The sequence below is a fragment of the Synechococcus sp. RS9916 genome (assembly GCF_000153825.1).
Taxonomy (GTDB): domain Bacteria; phylum Cyanobacteriota; class Cyanobacteriia; order PCC-6307; family Cyanobiaceae; genus Synechococcus_C.
The window spans coordinates 2,565,306-2,581,633 of record NZ_DS022299.1; the positions used below are offsets into that span (position 1 = coordinate 2,565,306).

Consider the following 16,328-nt stretch of genomic DNA (forward strand, 5'->3'; position numbering starts at 1 on the left):
TTACTTCTTGCCTGACTTGCCTGCCTTGCGCAGGATGCGCTCGCCCGCATATTTGATGCCCTTGCCCTTGTAAGGCTCAGGGGGACGAATGGCGCGGATCTTGGCAGCTTCGTTGCCGACCAGTTCCTTGTCGGTGCCGGAAACGGTGACGTTGGTGTTGTTCTCCACGGCGAAGGTGATGCCTTCGGGGGGAACGACCTCAACGGGGTGGCTGTAACCAGCACTCACCACAAGGGTCTTGCCCTTGACCTGAGCACGGTTGCCCACACCAACGATTTCGAGCTTCTTGCTGAAACCGTTGTTCACACCCTCGACCATGTTGGCCACCAGGGTGCGGCACAGGCCGTGACGCTCGCGGGAGCGACGCTTGTCGCTGCTAGGAGCCACAACAATGGTGTTGTCCACCTGGCTGACGGTGACACCATCAGGAAGGGTGCGCTTGAGTTCACCCTTAGGGCCTTTCACCGTGACGGCGAGGCCGTCGAGGGTGACATTCACCTTGTCGGGAATGGGAATTGGGGATTTACCAATACGAGACATAGTTCTGGCTCCGGATCAGTACACGTAGCAGAGCACTTCACCGCCGACGCCCTGCTTGCGGGCATCGCGGTCGCTCATCACACCTTTGGAGGTGGAGATGATTGCCACCCCCAGACCGCCAAGGACCTTGGGAAGGCCGCGGGTGTTTTTGTAGATGCGCAGGCCAGGCTTGCTCACCCGTTGCATGGAACGGATGGTGGGCTGACGGTGCTTGCCGCTGTACTTCAGCTCGAGCACCAGGTTGCTGTGAATGCCTTCGCCTTCTTCGCTGATTTCAGCGATGAAACCCTCCTGTTGAAGCACCTTGGCGATGCTGCGCGACATGCGCGAGGCGGGGATTTTCGTGGATTGGTGACGTTTCTCACTCGCATTGCGAATGCGGGTGAGCATGTCGGAAATAGGGTCGTGGTTGGCCATAGTGGTTTCCGAGGGGGGCTCAGTTGCTGCGGAATGGCATTCCCATCTCGCGGAGGAGGGCCCGGCCCTCTTCATCCGAACGGGCAGTGGTCACGATGGTGATGTCCATGCCCCTGATGGCGTCGATTTGATCGAACGAGATTTCAGGGAAAATGATTTGTTCCCTCACCCCCAGGGTGTAGTTGCCACGTCCGTCGAAGCTCTTGGGGCTGACGCCGCGGAAATCGCGGATGCGGGGCAGCGCCAGGTTGATCAGGCGCTCCAGGAAGGCATACATGCGGTCGCCGCGCAGGGTGACGGCACAGCCGATCGGCATGCCCTGGCGGATTTTGAAGCCTGCGATGGCCTTCTTGGCGCGGGTGACCACAACCTTTTGGCCGGTGATCTGCGCCAGCTCATTCACCGAAGCCTCAAGAGACTTGGCGTTTTGAGCAGCTTCACCGAGGCCCCGGTTGACGGTGACCTTGAGAACCTTGGGAACTTCGTGAACGTTGGAGAGAGACAGATCCTTCAGCAATTTGGGCTGAATGGTCTCCCGATAGCGCTGTTTCAGTGACATAGCTGGGGGATGGACTTCTGGGCTTGGTCAGAAGACGGGTCGAGTGATCAGTCGATCACTTCGCCGGTTTTCTTGAGGCGACGCTTTTTGGTGCCGTCTTTTTCGGTGATCAGCTCAACGCGGCTGGCCACTTTCTTGTCGGTGGAATACAGCATCACGTTGGAGGCATGGAGGGATGCTTCCTCAGTGACGATGCGACCGGACTCACCCTCCTGGGTGGGCTTGACGTGACGGGTGCGCAGGTTGATGCCCTGAACGATCACGCGGTTTTCGTTCGGCAGGGTGCGCAGCACCTCACCGGTCTTGCCCTTGTCCTTCCCGGAGATCACCTGGACGGTGTCGCCTTTGCGCAGACGCATCTTGATGCGCTGGGTCGTGCTGGATTTAGGGGTTGCGGTAGCCATCTCAGATCACCTCCGGTGCGAGGGAAACGATCTTGGTGAAGTTGCGCTCGCGCAGTTCACGGGCAACGGGACCAAAGACGCGGGTTCCCTTGGGGTTGTTGTCGGCGTTGATGATCACCGCCGCGTTGTCGTCAAAGCGGATGGAGTTGCCGGTGTCGCGACGCATGGTGGCTTTGGTGCGCACCACAACGGCCTTGACCACATCGGACTTCTTCACACCCATGTTGGGCATGGCGTCCTTGACGGCAGCCACGATCACATCGCCCACGTGGGCGTAGCGACGGTTGCTCCCCAGCACGCGGATGCACTGGATGCGCTTGGCGCCGCTGTTGTCAGCGACGGTGAGGAAGGTTTCCTGCTGAATCATTTCGCGGCCTCCTCAGCCTTGGGGCTGTGGCTGAGCACCTCGGCGATGGCCCAGCGCTTGTGACGGCTCATGGGACGGGTCTCAGTAATGCGAACCCTGTCGCCAACGCGGCAGTTGTTGCCTTCGTCGTGAGCCTTGTAACGGGTGGTGCGGCTCACCGTCTTTTGATAGATGGGGTGGGGGAAGCGGTTCTCCACCGCGACCACCACCGTTTTGTCCATCTTGTCGCTGACGACGGTGCCGACCCTTTCTTTGAGTGCCATGGATGGTTCTCCTTAGGGATCAGGAAGCAGTGGAGCGCTGGCGCTCCGATTGCACCGTCAGCAATTGAGCCAGCTTGATGCGGCTCTCCTTGAAGCGGTGCGTGTTGCCCAGCTGGCGCGTGGCCTGCTGAAAACGGAGTTCGAACAGTTCGCGACGCAGGCCGTCGATCTGATCATTGATGTCTGCGTCGGAGAGTTGACGCAGCTCGGATGCGTTAGGGCGTGCCATCAATCAGGCCTCCACGGATGCGGTGGACGCAGCCTTGGCATCACTGCCTTCGGCGGCTTTCTCCTGGTCTTCCAGGGTGATGAACTTGGTCTTCACAGGCAGCTTGTATTGCGCAAGGCGCATGGCTTCCCGTGCGATTTCGGGGGTGATTTCATCACCACCCATCTCGAACAGAATCCGGCCCGGCTTGATCACGGCCACCCAAAATTCTGGGTTGCCCTTACCGGAACCCATCCGGGTTTCAGCAGGACGCATGGTGATCGGCTTGTCGGGGAAGATCCGGATCCAGATCTTGCCGCCCCGCTTGACGTAGCGGGTCATGGCACGACGGCTGGCCTCGATCTGACGCGAGGTGATCCAGCCGCACTCCTGGGCCTGCAGTGCGAACTGACCAAAGGCAATGGTGTTGCCTCTGGTGGCGACGCCGCGCATGCGGCCGCGCTGCTGCTTACGGAATTTGACGCGTTTTGGACTCAGCATGGTTCAGGCCTCCTGTTCAACCCTCGTTAGAGCGGTCTTCGAACTGTTGGGGCCTGCGACCGGCCCGGCGCCGCGGGGTTGCCCCCACTGGCAGTTGCTGCCGGGCTTCATCACCCAGCACCTCGCCTTTGAACACCCACACCTTGATGCCCAGCACGCCGTAGGTGGTGCTGGCCACTTTGGTGGCGTAATCAATGTCTGCGCGGAGGGTGTGCAGAGGCACACGACCTTCGCGGGTCCATTCGGTACGGGCGATTTCCGCACCATTCAGACGGCCACTCACCTGAATTTTCAGGCCGAGGACGCCAGCGCGCTGGGCCCGTTGCACGGCCATGCGGATGGTGCGGCGGAAGGCCACGCGTTTTTCCAGTTGCTGGGCGATGTACTCAGCAAGCAGGAAAGCGTCAGCGTCGACGCGTTCCACCTCAACGACATTGATGCGGACCTGACGGCTGTTATCACCGACGGTCTTCTGGATGCCGCTGCGCAGCTCTTCAATGCCGCTGCCTTGGCGGCCTACCAACACGCCGGGGCGTGCTGTTTTCAGCTCAACCTCAAGTTGATCAGCTTTGCGAGCGATCAGCACATCGCTGATGCCGGCGGAGCCGTACTTCTTGTGGATGAACCTGCGGATCCGATCGTCTTCCTGAAGAAGAGAGGGATAGTTTTTGCTGGAGGCATACCAGCGGGACCGGTGCTCCTGGGTGATCCCCAGGCGTAAGCCGGTTGGATGGATTTTGTGTCCCATCAGTCGGTGTGCTCGGGGGTCAGGAGTCGGTCTGGGCTGCCACAGCGATGCTGATGTGGCAGGTCTGCTTCTTGATCTGGTAAGCCCGGCCTTGGGCACGGGGCCGATACCGCTTCATGGAAGGACCCATGTCGGCGGTCGCAGTGGTGATCACCAGGGTGGAAGGATCCATGCCCAGGTTGTGTTCGGCGTTGGCGACTGCCGAACGCAGAACTTTGGTGATCGGGCCAGTGGAGCGGTAAGGCATGAACTCGAGCATGATCAGCGCGTCGCGATAGCTGCGACCGCGGATCTGATCGAGGACCCGCCGCACCTTCGACACGGAACCGCGGATGAAGCGACCGTGGGCCTGAGCGGTGGGGGCTGTTGGGGATGACGTGGTCATGGTCTCAGCGGCCTCCTTTCTTGTCTTTGATGTGGCCCTTGAAGGTGCGGGTCGGGGCGAATTCGCCCAGCTTGTGACCCACCATTTGCTCGGTCACGAAGACCGGCACGTGGGTCCTGCCGTTGTGGACGGCGATGGTGTGGCCGATCATCATCGGCAGGATGGTCGAAGCCCGTGACCAGGTCTTGATGACGGACTTGTCGTCGGCCGCATTTTGCTTTTCAACCTTGCGAAGCAGGCTGTCAGCGATGAAAGGGCCTTTTTTGAGTGAACGTCCCATGGCGGTTTAAGCGAAAAGCAGAACAGTGATTTGCATCAGGAATCGCGTCCGCCACGGCTCCGCTTGGAGGTCTTACGACGCTTGCGGAGGACGAACTTATTGCTGGGCTTGTTCCGCTTGCGGGTCTTGAGGCCGAGGGCGGGTTTGCCCCAGGGAGTCACAGGACCGGAGCGACCGATGGGTGCGCGTCCCTCACCACCACCGTGGGGGTGATCGCAGGGGTTCATCACACTGCCTCGGACCTGAGGACGACGGCCGAGCCAACGACGACGTCCGGCCTTGCCGAGGCTGGTGTTGCGGATTTCGGAGTTGCCCACTTCGCCGAGGGTGGCGTAGCACTCGCGGCGGACAAGGCGCACCTCAGTGGAGGGCAACTTCAGAGCGACATAGTCGCCTTCCTTGGCCATCACCTGGGCGCTGGCACCGGCGGTCCGCACCATCTGTCCACCACGACCGGCATAGAGCTCAACGCAGTGAACGCTGGAGCCGAGGGGGATGGCGGAGAGGGGCAGGGCGTTGCCGTTCTCGATCGGTGACTCGGGTCCGGAGACCACGGTCTGACCGACGGTCACACCAGCAGGAGCCAGGATGTAGCGCTTTTCCCCGTCTGTGTAGAAGAGCAGCGCGAGGTGCGCATTGCGGTGCGGGTCGTAGTGGATGGCTGCGACCTTTGCGGGAACGCCGTGCTTGTTGCGGCGGAAATCCACCACGCGATACAGGCGCTTGTGACCGCCGCCACGGTGACGGCAGGTGATCACACCGCGGTTGTTACGACCCTTGCGGCGGTGCTTGGCCACCACAAGAGAGCGTTCCGGCTTGCGGCCGGTGACTTCGCTGAAGTCGGTGACCACCCGGGTGCGGGTACCGGGGGTGTAGGGGCGGAATGTACGGATTGCCATGACGTTTCAGACCCCTCAGGACTCAGGGAAGAGTTGGATGGAGTTGCCCTCGGCCAGGCGCACCACAGCCTTCTTCACCTGGGCGCGTTTGCCGGCGAAGCGACCGACGCGACGGGCGCGACGGGGTGGGTTCATGGTGCTGATGCCTGTGACCTTGACATCGAACAGCTGCTCAATGGCGGCTTTGATGTCGGGCTTGGCGGCGCGAGGATCCACCTCGAAGGTGTACTGGTTCAGTTCCAGTGCGCGGGTGGCCTTTTCGGTGATCAGCGGGCGGCGGATCACATCGGCCAGACGTCCGGTGAAGCGCTCAGTCATCGCCGTAGACCTCCTGAATCGTTGCGAGTGCGGTCTCACCCACCACCAGGTTGTTGGCGTTGAGCAGATCGAAGACGTTGAGTTGATCCGCGGCAATCAGCTTCACCTTCTCCAGGTTGCGCACGGAGCGGCGCACCACTTCGGAGGGATTGGTGAGAACGAGCAACACCTTTGCGTCTGCGGCGATGCCGAGACGACCAAGGGCGTCGGTGATTTCGCGGGTTTTGGGGGCCTCAAGGTTGGTTCCGAAATCCTTCACCACCACCAGGTCCTCAACACGCGCCATCAGTGCGGTGCGCAGGGCAAGACGACGTTCCTTGCGGTTCATCGCCAGGTTGTAGGTCCGGGGCTTCGGTCCGAAGACGATGCCGCCACCGGGGCGAAGGGGAGTGCGGATCGAACCCTGACGGGCGCGGCCAGTTCCCTTTTGCTTGTAGGGCTTGCGGCCGCCACCACGAACTTCAGCTCGGGTGAGGGTGCTGGCGGTTCCCTGACGGCTGTGGGCCTGCTGACGCAGCACAGCACGGTGCATCAGGTCGTTGGCGGTGGTTTCCTTGGCCACCTTCAGCTCGAGGCTGGCCTTGCCAGCGTCTTTGCCCTGCCAGTCTTTTACGACGCAATTAGCCATCACTTACCTCCATTGGCAGGCTTGGCACCCACCCGGTTTGCGGGGCGGATGTTGAGCAGGGAACCGGGCTTGCCGGGAACGCTGCCTTTCACCACCAGCAGGTTGCGCTCGCTGTCCACCTTGATGATGGTCAGGCCACGAGTGGTGATTTTCTTGCCGCCGTAGCGACCAGCCATCCGCTTGCCTGGATAGATCCGGCCGGGCGTGGTGCCGGCGCCGGTTGAACCAGGCTCGCGGTGGTTCTTGGAGCCGTGGGTCATTGGACCGCGGCTGAAGCCGTGGCGCTTCTGATAACCCGCGAAGCCGCGACCCATGCTGTCGCCGCTCACGTCCACTTTCTGGCCAGCTTCGAAATCACCAACGGTGACTTGGTTGCCCAGTTCGAAACCGCTGACGTCATCGACGCGGTATTCGCTGAGGTGGCGCAGAAGTTCCTCGCCGGACTTGGCGAGGTGACCCTTGGCGGGTTTGTTGATCAGCTTGTCGCGCGTTTCGCCGAAGCCGATCTGAACGGCGGAATAGCCGTCTGTTTCAGATGTTTTGAGCTGGGTGATGCGGCAAGGGCCCGCCTCGATCAAAGTGACCGGGACGGCTTTGCCTTGCTCGTCGAAGAACTGGGACATACCCAGCTTCTTCCCAAGGATGCCGATGGACATGGGGAGGTAAGAACGCCAGCGTGGACGGCCTCCGTTCCAGGAACGGGGGCTGGGGTGCTGATCGTGGTGACGCAGTCGTGACCGAAGGAGTGCGCTCGCAAAGCGAGGCATTTCTTCTGGATGGAGCTAGCGAGCGAATCAGCGGGCTGGGACTTTTCCGAAGTTGTCGGTCAGTTTCCCGGCAGATTGGGCGAACCCTCACTGCTCTGGCCTGGGATCCGGCGCAATCGCCGAACCTGCTTTGCGATCTGGAGGCCCGGCTAGCGGACGGGCACAGAAACACGAAGCAAACAAAAACACTACACCACAGCCCGACACCTCTCTTAGTGGGCTCTTCAACTGCCAGACTCCCAACCAGCCGTTTTGGGTCCATGCCTCTGCTCCTCTCTGGCCGGGGATTCCGCCGCGAGCTGGAGGCCGCAGGCTGCATGGCGGTCCACGTTCCACTGGAAGGTGGAGCGGAAACCAGGCTGCTCCGTCGTTTGCGTGCTGCTGGCTACAACACTCACATCACCTCGGCGCGTGGACTTGGAGATATAGAGGTCTACTTATTCGAGAAGCACGGTGTGCGACCTCCTCACCTCGGGCATCAGAGCGTGGGGCGTGGTGCCGCTGTCGGTGAGGTGCAAGAGGTCATGCCTCTTCTTGGAGAGCGCCTTCTTGGCGAGAAGCCAGTTGTGATCTGGTTGCTTGAAGGCCAGGTTCTTTCGCGCTCTGAATTGCTCTCGCTCTGTTCCCTGTGCGAGCGCGAGCCCCGTTTGAAAGTGGTGGTTGAGATGGGCGGTGCCCGCAACCTGCGTTGGCAATCCATGCCCAGTCTTCTTGGTGCTTGAGCGATAACGGGTGACCCGCTCCCGTCCCTGTCGTGCCGAGCAGGCGCTTCTGAATGGCACCTGGGTGAAGCTGATTTGTGGTGCCAGCAATCAAGACCTCCTCAGCATTGGCGATCTCTGCGCTCTCTATGCATGCGCAGGAGTGCATTGCGTTGATGTCGCTGCTGATCCTGCCGTTGTGCGGGAGGCCAGAGCAGGGCTCTCTTGGGCGAAGACGCACGGTGCCGCTGATGTGTGGCTGATGGTGAGCGTCAGTGACGGCCGTGATGCTCATTTTCGCAAGGCCAGCTTTGATCCTCAGCAATGTCCAACGTCATGCCCGCGTCCCTGCATGCGGGTCTGCCCTGCTGAAGCGATTCCTTCACTCCCCTCCACTGTGGGGGTAGATGCCGCCCGTTGTTATGGCTGTGGTCGTTGCTTGCCTGCTTGCCCGCTGGGGTTAATCGTGGCCCATGATCACCAGCAGAGCCGTGAGGATCTGGGCAGTTTGTTGGCCACCCTGACCCCTGATGCGGTGGAGGTCCATACCGCTCCAGGGCGGGGGCTGGAGTTTTCCCACACGATCGATGCGCTGCTCAGTACACAGCAGCCTTTGAAGCGGCTTGCTGTCAGTTGTGGTCTTGAGGGGCATGGTCTGACGACTTCGCTGTTGGCCCAGGAGCTCTGGCAGCGTTATTCCGTGTTGCGCAGGCATGGCCTGCGCCCCCTGTGGCAATTGGATGGACGACCGATGAGTGGGGATGTGGGCCGCGGAACGGCTCGGGCTGCGATTCAGCTCTGGCAAAGCCTTCGGCCGATGGCGCCGCCAGGGCCCTTGCAGCTGGCGGGAGGTACGAATGCGAGCACTTGGAGGTTGCTGCAAGAGGCGCCGCATCCGATGGGGTGGCATCCCGCAGGTGTTGCGTTTGGGGGGCAGGCACGCGCTCTGGTTCAACCCTGGTTGCAACAGGCTTTGGAGCGGGGGGAGAGGTTGGTGGATTGGCCTGAAGGTTGGGCACAGGCCCTTGCGCAGGCGCGCACACTTGTGGATCCCTGGCTGAAAGCCCGTGCGGGGTCACCAGCCTGCTAGAAGGCGGTCAAAGCGACGTTCGTCCCTGGGGGGCGCTGGGCTTGGCGATGATCACGGAACGCATCACCGACGATCTCGATCGCTTGCTGGCTTTGTTGCCGGCTCCGTTGCAGGTGGCGCTGGAACCTGCGTCCAGCCGGGATCAGCTGCTGGAGGTGGTCTTGGATCTGGGACGGGTTCCGGAGGCCCGTTACCCAGGCCGCTCCATGCCCCTTGGAGATATCTGCCTCAGTCGCGAGGAGCTGCTGGCCACTGTTGAACGTCTTGGTCAATTCGGGGCTGACAATCGAGCCGGGATTGAACGCACCCTGCATCGCATCAGTGCGATTCGCAACCGTCGCGGCGATGTGGTGGGCCTTACCTGCCGAGTCGGCCGTGCTGTGTTTGGCACTGTGGCGATTGTTCGGGATTTGCTCGACAGTGGTGAGTCGCTGCTGTTGATGGGCCGGCCGGGTGTGGGCAAAACCACGGCTTTGCGGGAAATCGCTCGCGTGTTGGCCGATGAGCTTGGCAAGCGGGTTGTGGTGATTGACACCAGCAATGAGATTGCCGGCGATGGAGACATCCCTCACCCCGCGATTGGTCGGGCGCGGCGCATGCAGGTGGCCCGGCCGGAACTGCAGCATCAAGTGATGATCGAGGCGGTGGAAAACCACATGCCCGAGGTGATCGTGATCGACGAGATCGGCACCGAGCTCGAAGCGCAGGCTGCCCGCACCATTGCCGAACGGGGCGTGATGCTCGTGGCTACCGCCCATGGCAATGCCCTGGCCAATCTGATTAAGAACCCCACCCTCTGCGACCTGGTGGGGGGAATTGAGTCCGTGACCCTTGGTGATGAGGAGGCGCGGCGTCGCCGCAGTCAGAAAACCGTGCTGGAGCGAGCGGCTGAACCCACCTTTCCCCTGGCGGTGGAAATGCATCAACGCCATCGCTGGGCTGTCCATCCCGACGTCGGTGCCACCGTGGATCTGTTGTTGCGGGGACACGCGCCGCGGGCTCAGCTGCGGGAGCTCAGTCCTGACGGCCAGGTGCGTCTGGTCGAGATCGAGCCGGCTGGGACGGGCCCTCGGCGCCCTCAAACGCCCCCCTCCCCCTCCCCTGGCTTGCTCAGGGACAAACCAGTCTTGGCTGTGGTGCCATCGCCAGACCCCGCTGCTGATCCGGTTGGTTCTGATCTCTCCCTCGCTGAGGGTGAAGCGGTGTCGTTGCAAGACGACGGCGAGGGCGCCGAATTCGATGGCCTGCAGGTGCTCTGTTGCGGCCTCACTCCCCGTCTTGTGGAGGAGGCCACGCGTCGTCATGACTGGCCGGTACGCCTGGTGGAGGAGTTGGAGCAGGCGGATGTGGTGTTGAGCGTGCGTCAGGGCATGGGGCAGCAGCCGGGGTTGCGACGTCAGGCCCGGGAGGCGCGGGTTCCGATCCTGGTGATCAAATCCGACACATTGGCCCAGGTGGAGCGCGCCTTGGAGCGCTTGCTGGCCAGACGGGCCGATCAAACGCCCCCGGCCAGCAGTGAAGACCGCGCGGATGCGTTTGCGGCGTTGGAAGAGTGCCGCCTGGCGGTGGAACAGGTGGTGGTGCCTCTGGGGCGGCCCGTGGAGTTGCTACCGCGCACTGAGGAGGTTCGGCGCATGCAGGCCGATCTGGTGGAGCGCTATCGCCTGCGCAGCGATGTGTTTGGCCAGGCCGATCAGCGTCGGTTGCGGGTTTTCCCGCCCTGATTCGGTCGAAGGCTTCGCGGCAATGGATTGACGAAGGTCACTCCGCTGTGGGTAACTATTCAGGCACCAATCAGCAGTCCTCCGGGAACGCCGATTGCGCGCGTTGGGCCGTCGCCAAGTGGTAAGGCAGCGGGTTTTGGTCCCGCCATTCCTAGGTTCGAATCCTAGCGGCCCAGTTTTGAATCCTTCTCCGTGTTGGATCGCCCTCTGTTGGTCTTCGACTTTGACGGCGTCATCGTTGATGGCATGAATGAGTACTGGTGGAGTGCCAGTGCTGCCTGCGCTCAGCTGACGGGGTCTCAGCCCCCTTCATCCTCCGAGGGTGTTCCTGCTGCGTTTCGGGCGCTGCGTCCTTGGATTCACCACGGTTGGGAGATGGTGCTGATGGCGGCTCTCCTGCAAGATCGTGATGGCCTGTTGCAGCGTCTGGGAGTCAATGCCTTTGTTGAGGCTTACTCCGATCACTGCAGTCAGGCCCTGCAGGCCAGGGGCTGGACGGCGCCTCAGTTGCAGCAGGCCTTAGAGCAGGTGCGTCAGGACGCTGTCGCGTCGCATCGGGGTGACTGGTTGGCGCGACATCAGCCATTCTCAGGGGTGCCGGAGCGGTTGCGCTCTCTGGCCGATGACGGGGTGGACTGGGCCGTGCTCACCACCAAAGGCCGCCGCTTCACTGCTGAATTGCTCGACGGTTTTGATCTGCACCCCTCTCTTTTGTTTGGCCATGAGGATGGAACCAAGCCTGAGGTGTTGCTGCGATTGAAGTCCCAGCGACCGTTGCGCGGGTTTGTCGAGGATCGCAGGCCGACGTTGGAGACGGTCTTGGCAACGCCAGGCCTCGAGGCGGTTCCCTGTTTTCTCGCTGATTGGGGGTATCTGCGGCCGGTGGACCGTGACGGATTGCCGCAGGGGATCGCTCTTTTGGGCCTGAGCCGCCTGGCATCCCCCTTGGCGGAGTGGCCCTGATTCGTTAACAGTACATCTGTACTACATGGGACGGTTGGCCGTGGCCGGGGCACTGGATAAACAGTTCAGGTTCCGCTCGTCCGGTTGCAGCGCTTTGTGCTCCGTCCTGCTTGCGGCCTGTAACGCCCGTTAGCCCCTTAGCTTTTCCTGCCATGCCAGTCGACGTGAAAGCCGCTCAGTCCTCCGGATCCGATTCCCGCCCAGGCGACCGCGATAAAGCCCTCAACCTTGTGCTCGGCCAGATCGAGCGCAATTTCGGCAAGGGCTCGATCATGCGCCTCGGCGACGCGTCCCGGATGCGGGTCGAGACCATTCCCACCGGCGCCCTCACCCTCGACTTAGCCCTGGGCGGTGGATATCCCAAGGGCCGGGTTGTTGAGGTTTATGGCCCGGAAAGCTCCGGTAAGACCACGCTCACGCTTCACGCCATCGCTGAGGTGCAGAAGCGCGGTGGAGTGGCTGCCTTCGTGGATGCAGAGCACGCGTTGGATCCGGTCTATGCCGCGTCCCTCGGCGTCGATATCGAGAATCTGTTGGTCTCTCAGCCGGATACCGGTGAGATGGCGCTGGAAATTGTCGATCAGCTGGTGCGTTCGGCTGCTGTCGACATCGTGGTGGTCGACTCTGTTGCTGCCCTCACACCCCGGGCCGAGATTGAGGGGGAAATGGGAGATCTGGCGGTGGGGAGTCAGGCTCGGCTGATGAGTCAGGCGATGCGCAAGATCACCGGCAACATCGGCAAGTCGGGCTGCACGGTGATCTTCCTGAACCAGCTTCGTCTCAAGATCGGTGTCACCTACGGCAACCCGGAGACCACGACCGGCGGTAACGCCCTCAAGTTCTATGCCTCGGTGCGTCTCGATATCCGCCGCATCCAGACCCTTAAGCGTGGCACTGAGGAATACGGCATTCGAGCCAAAGTGAAAGTGGCCAAGAACAAAGTGGCCCCCCCGTTCCGGATCGCTGAATTTGACATCCTGTTCGGCCGCGGCATCAGCACCCTGGGCTGTCTTCTCGACCTCGCTGAAGAAACTGGTGTGGTGATTCGCAAAGGTGCCTGGTACAGCTACGAAGGCGACAACATCGGCCAGGGGCGCGACAACACCATCGGCTGGTTGGAACAAAACCCCGAGGCCAAAGACGCCATTGAGGTGTTGGTGCGCCAGAAGCTCACCGAAGGTTCCGAGGTCACGTCCAATTCGATGCGTCCTCTTGCCGCCGCAGCGCGCAGCGCCGCAGCCAAGGGAGGTTCGGCCTCGAAGGCGGCGTCCGCTGCAGCTGGCAAAGGAGGTGACGGGGCTGCCGCGGATGCCAAATCACCCTCGGCGGCCGCCTGATTGCGCGCAGTGCACGGATCAGGGATCACGCCCTACTGAGAGATCAGCGGGGAAGCTCAGCGACCTCGTTGATCTCTTTGCTCGTCAGGGATGTGGCTGCTTGCCCGTGATCTTGAAGGAACTGGGCCATGCGCTGCAGCTCCTGGATGGCTTCGGCGCCTTCGAGCTTCACCAGTTCATGGCCGTTCCGCGACTCCACCCAGCTGATGCCGAAGTCAGACACCAGAAAGCGGACGAGATGCTGGTCCCCCAGGTCGGCCACGAAAGAAGCTCCTTGGCCGTCACGGCCGTCTTCGCAGATGTAGCAGGTGGCTGTAAAGCCTCGCTTTTTGAGGCTGCTGGCCAGGGCTTGAAGGCTCATCACCAGGTCATTCACCACCGAGCGGTACTGCTGAGCCAGGCGTTGAAACATGGGGCAGGCCGATAGACCCATGAATCTTAAATGTTTCCTTTAGATTCCCGCGAGCCTGTGTGAGGACGGGAACACGGCCCTTGGGAGTTGTCTCAGCTGGATCTCAGTTGTGTTAGGGCATGTCAGCCAAGGTCCACCAGCCTGCGGCTGGACCGATAAAGCGCACCACCACCCAGAGCACCACCAGTGCGCCGATGCCGACCCAGGCTCCCCGGGTGGTGATCGCCATGAACTGGCTTGTTTGCTGCTTGGTCAGAGGGAGCCAGCTCACCACGCGTTCCGATGAGCCGCTGGATGTTTTCGGATTCCTGGGCGGTAGACCCTGGCTGGCGCGGCGTCGGGCTTCTCCCATGCAGGGCGTCTCTTGGCTGGCCAGCAGCCTAAAGGCAATCACTGCGGCAACAGTCTTTGCAGCGGTGTCCAGGGTTGCAGGGCCGTCAGCACCTGCTCTCCCCAGCTGCGGCTCCGTACCCTGCCATCCAGGATCGCCAGGCGGCCGCCATTGCGTCGCAGCGGTGACACGGCCGGTGCCAGTTGGCTGAGGGCTTCGGGCAACAGCAGTTCTCGGAACCAGTCACGTCCCTGGCGCTTGAGGGCTTCGACCCGCGCTGCGGTGAGGGGCGATTCCAGGCTGGCGAGTGGGAGGAGGGCGACGATCAGTTGTTCCGGGAGCGGTAGCTGGTGGTGATGGTGGTGCCACCACTCCCAGCGGCAGCAGATCACCCCATTGCTGTCCGGGCCGGTGGTTTCGTGGATCACCCGGCTGCCGAATTCCCCCGCCAGTTCACTGGTCAGGCGATGACGCAGCGCGTCATCGTTGAGTAGCACCACGGTGAGCCCTGCTCTGCCGAGGATGAGTCGACGCGCTTGGTCGAGGAGGTGTTCAGCAAAGATCTCCGAGTTGGGGAGTGGCTGGCGACGGGGGGCGAAGAGCGGCAACGGCTCCAGCAACGACGGCTCGCGCAGGTGCACGCAGACATCCAGTTCCACCCCGGTCGCCTCCAGTTCCTGTTGAAGCTGATCGGCCTGGCCGTTGGCGCTAATCAGCAGATTGGGCTGGCCTTGCAGCAAGGTTTGTAGTTCCTGGAGCGGTTCCAGGACATCCAGGTGCCACTGCCACTGCAGCAGGCGATGGTCGAGGGCGGCCCAGCTCACCCAGCGATCCCCATGGGTGTCGAGCAGCTTGGGCCATGGATCAGGAAGCGGACCCAGCATCCGCACCAGATCATTGAGGGCCTGGAGTTCGCTGCCATCGAGCCGCACCTGGGCATCGCATCGGGGGGCCTGGGAAAACAGGCGCCGGCTGAGGCGTTCGTGCAGGTCGAGCAGCGCCGCATCAGCACATGGATGGGCTTGGCGCAGCTGTTCCCAGTCGCCGGGACCGATGGTGATGGACAAGGCCTCGCGCAGGCGTTGGCTGAAGTGTTCGGCTTCGGGGATCACCAGCTGGTGGTCGGCGTTCAGCAGCCCCCGCTGATGGGCTTGCACCAGCCTGGCCGTTGACAGCACCCAGAGTTGATCCCCTTCGGGAGGGGTCTCCGCTGTCCAGCAGGCCAGCTTGAAGCCTGCATCACGCAGCCGGGGCAGTTCCAGCTGCAGGAGCCTTTTCTGTAGAGGCTCTTCCAGCACTAAAACGGCCCGGCGGCTTTGGAGGCACAAAGGCACGAGGACACCGAGCCACCACTGCTCCTGGCTCCCGGGAACCAATTGGAACAAGGCCTGATCGCGGCGCCGCAAGCCTCGTGCGATCAGACGACTGAGGGTGAGGTGGTGAGGCCAGGTGGATTGATCCCGCTGCAGCAGGTGCTTGAGATGCTGATGGGCGAGCGCTTCCAGCATCGACAAAGCCTAGTGGGGCTGCTCCAGGACCACTGTTCGTGGGTGACCGTTGCGCGGCAGCGTCGACCAACATGGATGCGATTGGTGTGGAAGGGGATGCAGCACGTGGCCACTGGCACAACGGCACTGCCTGCAACGGTCGGGCTGGTGGGGCTTGGCTTAATCGGTGGGTCCCTTGGCCTTGATCTTCAGGCGCTCGGTTGCCGTGTTCGAGGGGTGGCTCACCGGCAGGAGACGGCGGATCGCGCCCTAGAACGCGGATTGGTGCAAGCGGTCAGTACGGATCCGCAAACTCTCCAGGGTTGTGAGCTGGTGATTCTTGCTTTGCCGTTGGAGCGTCTGCTGGATCCAGACCCCGCTCTTGTCGCGGCGCTCCCACAGGATGCCGTGGTGACCGATGTGGGATCGGTGAAGGGGGCTGTGCTGGAGACATGGGGCGCCTTGCATCCTCACTTTGTGGCCAGTCATCCGATGGCCGGTACAGCGGAATCCGGTGTGGAAGCCGGCCTCCATCACCTGTTCCGGGGACGTCCCTGGGTGGCGACTCCCTGTCCCAGCACTGATATGGCGGCTCTCGCCATGGTGGAAGCGGTTGCCCGCGCGCTGGGCAGTCACTGGTTGGTGGCGGAAGCTGAGCGCCACGACCAGGCCGTGGCCTTGATTTCCCATGTGCCGGTGTTGGTCAGTGCGGCGTTGCTGCAAGCGGTGGGATCGGAGCGGGATCCCTCCGTGCTGGCGTTGGCCCGACAACTGGCCTCCAGCGGCTTCGCCGATACAACCCGCGTTGGCGGTGGCAATCCTCAGTTGGGTACGGCGATGGCCGCGCGCAACACCGCCGCCGTTCTGCGCGGTTTGGCTGCCTACCGCTGGAGCCTGGAACAGCTGGAAGAGGCGATTTTGGAGTCCAATTGGGAGCAGTTAGAGAGCGTGCTGAATCACACCAAGGCGTTGCGTCCTGAGTTCCTCTGATCGCGTCAG

Annotated in this window: 24 protein-coding genes and 1 tRNA gene; 7 read left to right on the plus strand and 18 right to left on the minus strand. The window is 62.2% G+C overall.

The window, feature by feature from the left end; genetic code table 11:
- The 15 genes from rplF to rplC are packed head-to-tail and all read right to left on the minus strand — an operon-like array spanning position 1 to position 7,173.
- Entirely contained in the window at positions 1–540 is a 540-nt protein-coding gene (gene rplF, locus RS9916_RS12825) for a 50S ribosomal protein L6 (RefSeq protein ID WP_007099875.1), read from the minus strand.
- Positions 541–555: 15 nt separating this feature from the next.
- The gene (gene rpsH, locus RS9916_RS12830) at positions 556–957 is read right to left on the minus strand and encodes a 30S ribosomal protein S8 (RefSeq protein ID WP_007099876.1); all 402 of its coding nucleotides are present in this window, start codon (positions 955–957) and stop codon (positions 556–558) included.
- A gap of 19 nt (positions 958–976) precedes the next feature.
- Entirely contained in the window at positions 977–1,516 is a 540-nt protein-coding gene (rplE, locus tag RS9916_RS12835; protein ID WP_007099877.1) for a 50S ribosomal protein L5, read from the minus strand.
- A gap of 47 nt (positions 1,517–1,563) precedes the next feature.
- Positions 1,564–1,920 (minus strand): 50S ribosomal protein L24, encoded by a 357-nt coding sequence (rplX, locus tag RS9916_RS12840; RefSeq protein WP_007099878.1) that lies wholly within the window; start codon positions 1,918–1,920, stop codon positions 1,564–1,566.
- Between the two features lies 1 nt (position 1,921).
- Positions 1,922–2,287: a 50S ribosomal protein L14 gene (rplN, locus tag RS9916_RS12845; protein ID WP_007099879.1), complete on the minus strand. Its 366-nt coding sequence runs from the start codon at positions 2,285–2,287 to the stop codon at positions 1,922–1,924.
- Positions 2,284–2,550, minus strand: a complete 267-nt coding sequence (gene rpsQ, locus RS9916_RS12850; protein WP_007099880.1) for a 30S ribosomal protein S17 — start codon at positions 2,548–2,550, stop codon at positions 2,284–2,286. The genes rplN and rpsQ overlap by 4 nt, the downstream gene beginning before the upstream one ends.
- 19 nt (positions 2,551–2,569) lie before the next feature.
- Entirely contained in the window at positions 2,570–2,779 is a 210-nt protein-coding gene (gene rpmC, locus RS9916_RS12855) for a 50S ribosomal protein L29 (protein WP_038023827.1), read from the minus strand.
- Between the two features lie 3 nt (positions 2,780–2,782).
- Positions 2,783–3,259, minus strand: a complete 477-nt coding sequence (gene rplP / locus RS9916_RS12860) for a 50S ribosomal protein L16 (protein WP_007099882.1) — start codon at positions 3,257–3,259, stop codon at positions 2,783–2,785.
- Positions 3,260–3,275: 16 nt separating this feature from the next.
- On the minus strand, positions 3,276–4,007 hold the full coding sequence (gene rpsC / locus RS9916_RS12865) for a 30S ribosomal protein S3 (protein WP_007099883.1): 732 nt from the start codon (positions 4,005–4,007) through the stop codon (positions 3,276–3,278).
- Positions 4,008–4,026: 19 nt separating this feature from the next.
- The gene (gene rplV / locus RS9916_RS12870) at positions 4,027–4,392 is read right to left on the minus strand and encodes a 50S ribosomal protein L22 (RefSeq protein WP_007099884.1); all 366 of its coding nucleotides are present in this window, start codon (positions 4,390–4,392) and stop codon (positions 4,027–4,029) included.
- A gap of 4 nt (positions 4,393–4,396) precedes the next feature.
- A complete protein-coding gene (gene rpsS / locus RS9916_RS12875) occupies positions 4,397–4,672 on the minus strand; it encodes a 30S ribosomal protein S19 (protein WP_006854824.1) in 276 nt (91 codons plus the stop codon).
- Positions 4,673–4,707: 35 nt separating this feature from the next.
- Positions 4,708–5,571: a 50S ribosomal protein L2 gene (gene rplB / locus RS9916_RS12880; RefSeq protein WP_007099885.1), complete on the minus strand. Its 864-nt coding sequence runs from the start codon at positions 5,569–5,571 to the stop codon at positions 4,708–4,710.
- Positions 5,572–5,586: 15 nt separating this feature from the next.
- A complete protein-coding gene (locus RS9916_RS12885) occupies positions 5,587–5,889 on the minus strand; it encodes a 50S ribosomal protein L23 (protein ID WP_007099886.1) in 303 nt (100 codons plus the stop codon).
- On the minus strand, positions 5,882–6,517 hold the full coding sequence (rplD, locus tag RS9916_RS12890) for a 50S ribosomal protein L4 (protein ID WP_007099887.1): 636 nt from the start codon (positions 6,515–6,517) through the stop codon (positions 5,882–5,884). Before rplD ends, RS9916_RS12885 begins: the two co-directional genes overlap by 8 nt.
- On the minus strand, positions 6,517–7,173 hold the full coding sequence (gene rplC, locus RS9916_RS12895) for a 50S ribosomal protein L3 (protein WP_007099888.1): 657 nt from the start codon (positions 7,171–7,173) through the stop codon (positions 6,517–6,519). The genes rplD and rplC overlap by 1 nt, the downstream gene beginning before the upstream one ends.
- A 371-nt stretch (positions 7,174–7,544) precedes the next feature.
- Between rplC and RS9916_RS12900 the strand changes: the two genes are divergently transcribed.
- The 6 genes from RS9916_RS12900 to recA all read left to right on the plus strand — a co-directional run bounded on the left by RS9916_RS12900 (position 7,545) and on the right by recA (position 13,099).
- Positions 7,545–8,006 carry an NAD(P)H-quinone oxidoreductase subunit N gene (locus tag RS9916_RS12900; RefSeq protein WP_007099889.1) on the plus strand — a complete coding sequence of 154 codons (462 nt, stop codon included), beginning with the start codon at positions 7,545–7,547 and terminating at the stop codon, positions 8,004–8,006.
- Between the two features lie 10 nt (positions 8,007–8,016).
- Complete coding sequence (locus tag RS9916_RS12905) at positions 8,017–9,075, plus strand: LdpA C-terminal domain-containing domain (protein WP_007099890.1); 1,059 nt, start codon at positions 8,017–8,019, stop codon at positions 9,073–9,075.
- Between the two features lie 47 nt (positions 9,076–9,122).
- A complete protein-coding gene (locus RS9916_RS12910) occupies positions 9,123–10,799 on the plus strand; it encodes an AAA family ATPase (RefSeq protein ID WP_038023830.1) in 1,677 nt (558 codons plus the stop codon).
- Between the two features lie 104 nt (positions 10,800–10,903).
- Positions 10,904–10,975, plus strand: a tRNA-Gln gene (locus RS9916_RS12915).
- Positions 10,976–10,991: 16 nt separating this feature from the next.
- A complete protein-coding gene (locus RS9916_RS12920; protein ID WP_007099893.1) occupies positions 10,992–11,762 on the plus strand; it encodes an HAD family hydrolase in 771 nt (256 codons plus the stop codon).
- A gap of 152 nt (positions 11,763–11,914) precedes the next feature.
- Positions 11,915–13,099: a recombinase RecA gene (gene recA / locus RS9916_RS12925; protein ID WP_007099894.1), complete on the plus strand. Its 1,185-nt coding sequence runs from the start codon at positions 11,915–11,917 to the stop codon at positions 13,097–13,099.
- Positions 13,100–13,142: 43 nt separating this feature from the next.
- On the opposite strand, the gene RS9916_RS12930 is transcribed toward recA, so the two are convergent.
- The 3 genes from RS9916_RS12930 to RS9916_RS12940 all read right to left on the minus strand — a co-directional run bounded on the left by RS9916_RS12930 (position 13,143) and on the right by RS9916_RS12940 (position 15,350).
- Positions 13,143–13,511, minus strand: coding sequence for a DUF1815 family protein (locus RS9916_RS12930; RefSeq protein ID WP_007099895.1), 369 nt, complete (start codon positions 13,509–13,511; stop codon positions 13,143–13,145).
- A 112-nt stretch (positions 13,512–13,623) separates the two neighbouring features.
- Positions 13,624–13,863, minus strand: coding sequence for a DUF2839 domain-containing protein (locus RS9916_RS12935; protein ID WP_038024651.1), 240 nt, complete (start codon positions 13,861–13,863; stop codon positions 13,624–13,626).
- A gap of 38 nt (positions 13,864–13,901) precedes the next feature.
- Positions 13,902–15,350 carry a hypothetical protein gene (locus RS9916_RS12940; protein ID WP_007099897.1) on the minus strand — a complete coding sequence of 483 codons (1,449 nt, stop codon included), beginning with the start codon at positions 15,348–15,350 and terminating at the stop codon, positions 13,902–13,904.
- A gap of 96 nt (positions 15,351–15,446) precedes the next feature.
- On the opposite strand from RS9916_RS12940, the gene RS9916_RS12945 reads away from it, so the two are divergent.
- Entirely contained in the window at positions 15,447–16,319 is an 873-nt protein-coding gene (locus tag RS9916_RS12945; RefSeq protein ID WP_038024652.1) for a prephenate/arogenate dehydrogenase, read from the plus strand.
- The last annotated feature ends 9 nt before the right edge of the window (positions 16,320–16,328 follow it).

Excerpts from the sequence above, each read along its gene's own strand:
- rplV (WP_007099884.1), bottom strand. The coding sequence starts at position 4,392 with ATGACCACGTCATCCCCAACAGCCCCCACCGCTCAGGCCCACGGTCGC.
- RS9916_RS12940 (WP_007099897.1), bottom strand. The coding sequence starts at position 15,350 with ATGCTGGAAGCGCTCGCCCATCAGCATCTCAAGCACCTGCTGCAGCGG.
- rplD (WP_007099887.1), bottom strand. The coding sequence starts at position 6,517 with ATGGCTAATTGCGTCGTAAAAGACTGGCAGGGCAAAGACGCTGGCAAG.
- rpsQ (WP_007099880.1), bottom strand. The coding sequence starts at position 2,550 with ATGGCACTCAAAGAAAGGGTCGGCACCGTCGTCAGCGACAAGATGGAC.
- rplE (WP_007099877.1), bottom strand. The coding sequence starts at position 1,516 with ATGTCACTGAAACAGCGCTATCGGGAGACCATTCAGCCCAAATTGCTG.
- RS9916_RS12885 (WP_007099886.1), bottom strand. The coding sequence starts at position 5,889 with ATGACTGAGCGCTTCACCGGACGTCTGGCCGATGTGATCCGCCGCCCG.
- RS9916_RS12945 (WP_038024652.1), top strand. The coding sequence starts at position 15,447 with ATGCAGCACGTGGCCACTGGCACAACGGCACTGCCTGCAACGGTCGGG.
- rpmC (WP_038023827.1), bottom strand. The coding sequence starts at position 2,779 with ATGGCACGCCCTAACGCATCCGAGCTGCGTCAACTCTCCGACGCAGAC.
- rpsS (WP_006854824.1), bottom strand. The coding sequence starts at position 4,672 with ATGGGACGTTCACTCAAAAAAGGCCCTTTCATCGCTGACAGCCTGCTT.
- rplP (WP_007099882.1), bottom strand. The coding sequence starts at position 3,259 with ATGCTGAGTCCAAAACGCGTCAAATTCCGTAAGCAGCAGCGCGGCCGC.
- rplX (WP_007099878.1), bottom strand. The coding sequence starts at position 1,920 with ATGGCTACCGCAACCCCTAAATCCAGCACGACCCAGCGCATCAAGATG.
- RS9916_RS12900 (WP_007099889.1), top strand. The coding sequence starts at position 7,545 with ATGCCTCTGCTCCTCTCTGGCCGGGGATTCCGCCGCGAGCTGGAGGCC.
- rplB (WP_007099885.1), bottom strand. The coding sequence starts at position 5,571 with ATGGCAATCCGTACATTCCGCCCCTACACCCCCGGTACCCGCACCCGG.
- rplN (WP_007099879.1), bottom strand. The coding sequence starts at position 2,287 with ATGATTCAGCAGGAAACCTTCCTCACCGTCGCTGACAACAGCGGCGCC.
- RS9916_RS12935 (WP_038024651.1), bottom strand. The coding sequence starts at position 13,863 with ATGGGAGAAGCCCGACGCCGCGCCAGCCAGGGTCTACCGCCCAGGAAT.
- rpsH (WP_007099876.1), bottom strand. The coding sequence starts at position 957 with ATGGCCAACCACGACCCTATTTCCGACATGCTCACCCGCATTCGCAAT.
- RS9916_RS12930 (WP_007099895.1), bottom strand. The coding sequence starts at position 13,511 with ATGTTTCAACGCCTGGCTCAGCAGTACCGCTCGGTGGTGAATGACCTG.
- rpsC (WP_007099883.1), bottom strand. The coding sequence starts at position 4,007 with ATGGGACACAAAATCCATCCAACCGGCTTACGCCTGGGGATCACCCAG.
- RS9916_RS12910 (WP_038023830.1), top strand. The coding sequence starts at position 9,123 with ATGATCACGGAACGCATCACCGACGATCTCGATCGCTTGCTGGCTTTG.
- rplF (WP_007099875.1), bottom strand. The coding sequence starts at position 540 with ATGTCTCGTATTGGTAAATCCCCAATTCCCATTCCCGACAAGGTGAAT.
- recA (WP_007099894.1), top strand. The coding sequence starts at position 11,915 with ATGCCAGTCGACGTGAAAGCCGCTCAGTCCTCCGGATCCGATTCCCGC.
- rplC (WP_007099888.1), bottom strand. The coding sequence starts at position 7,173 with ATGTCCATCGGCATCCTTGGGAAGAAGCTGGGTATGTCCCAGTTCTTC.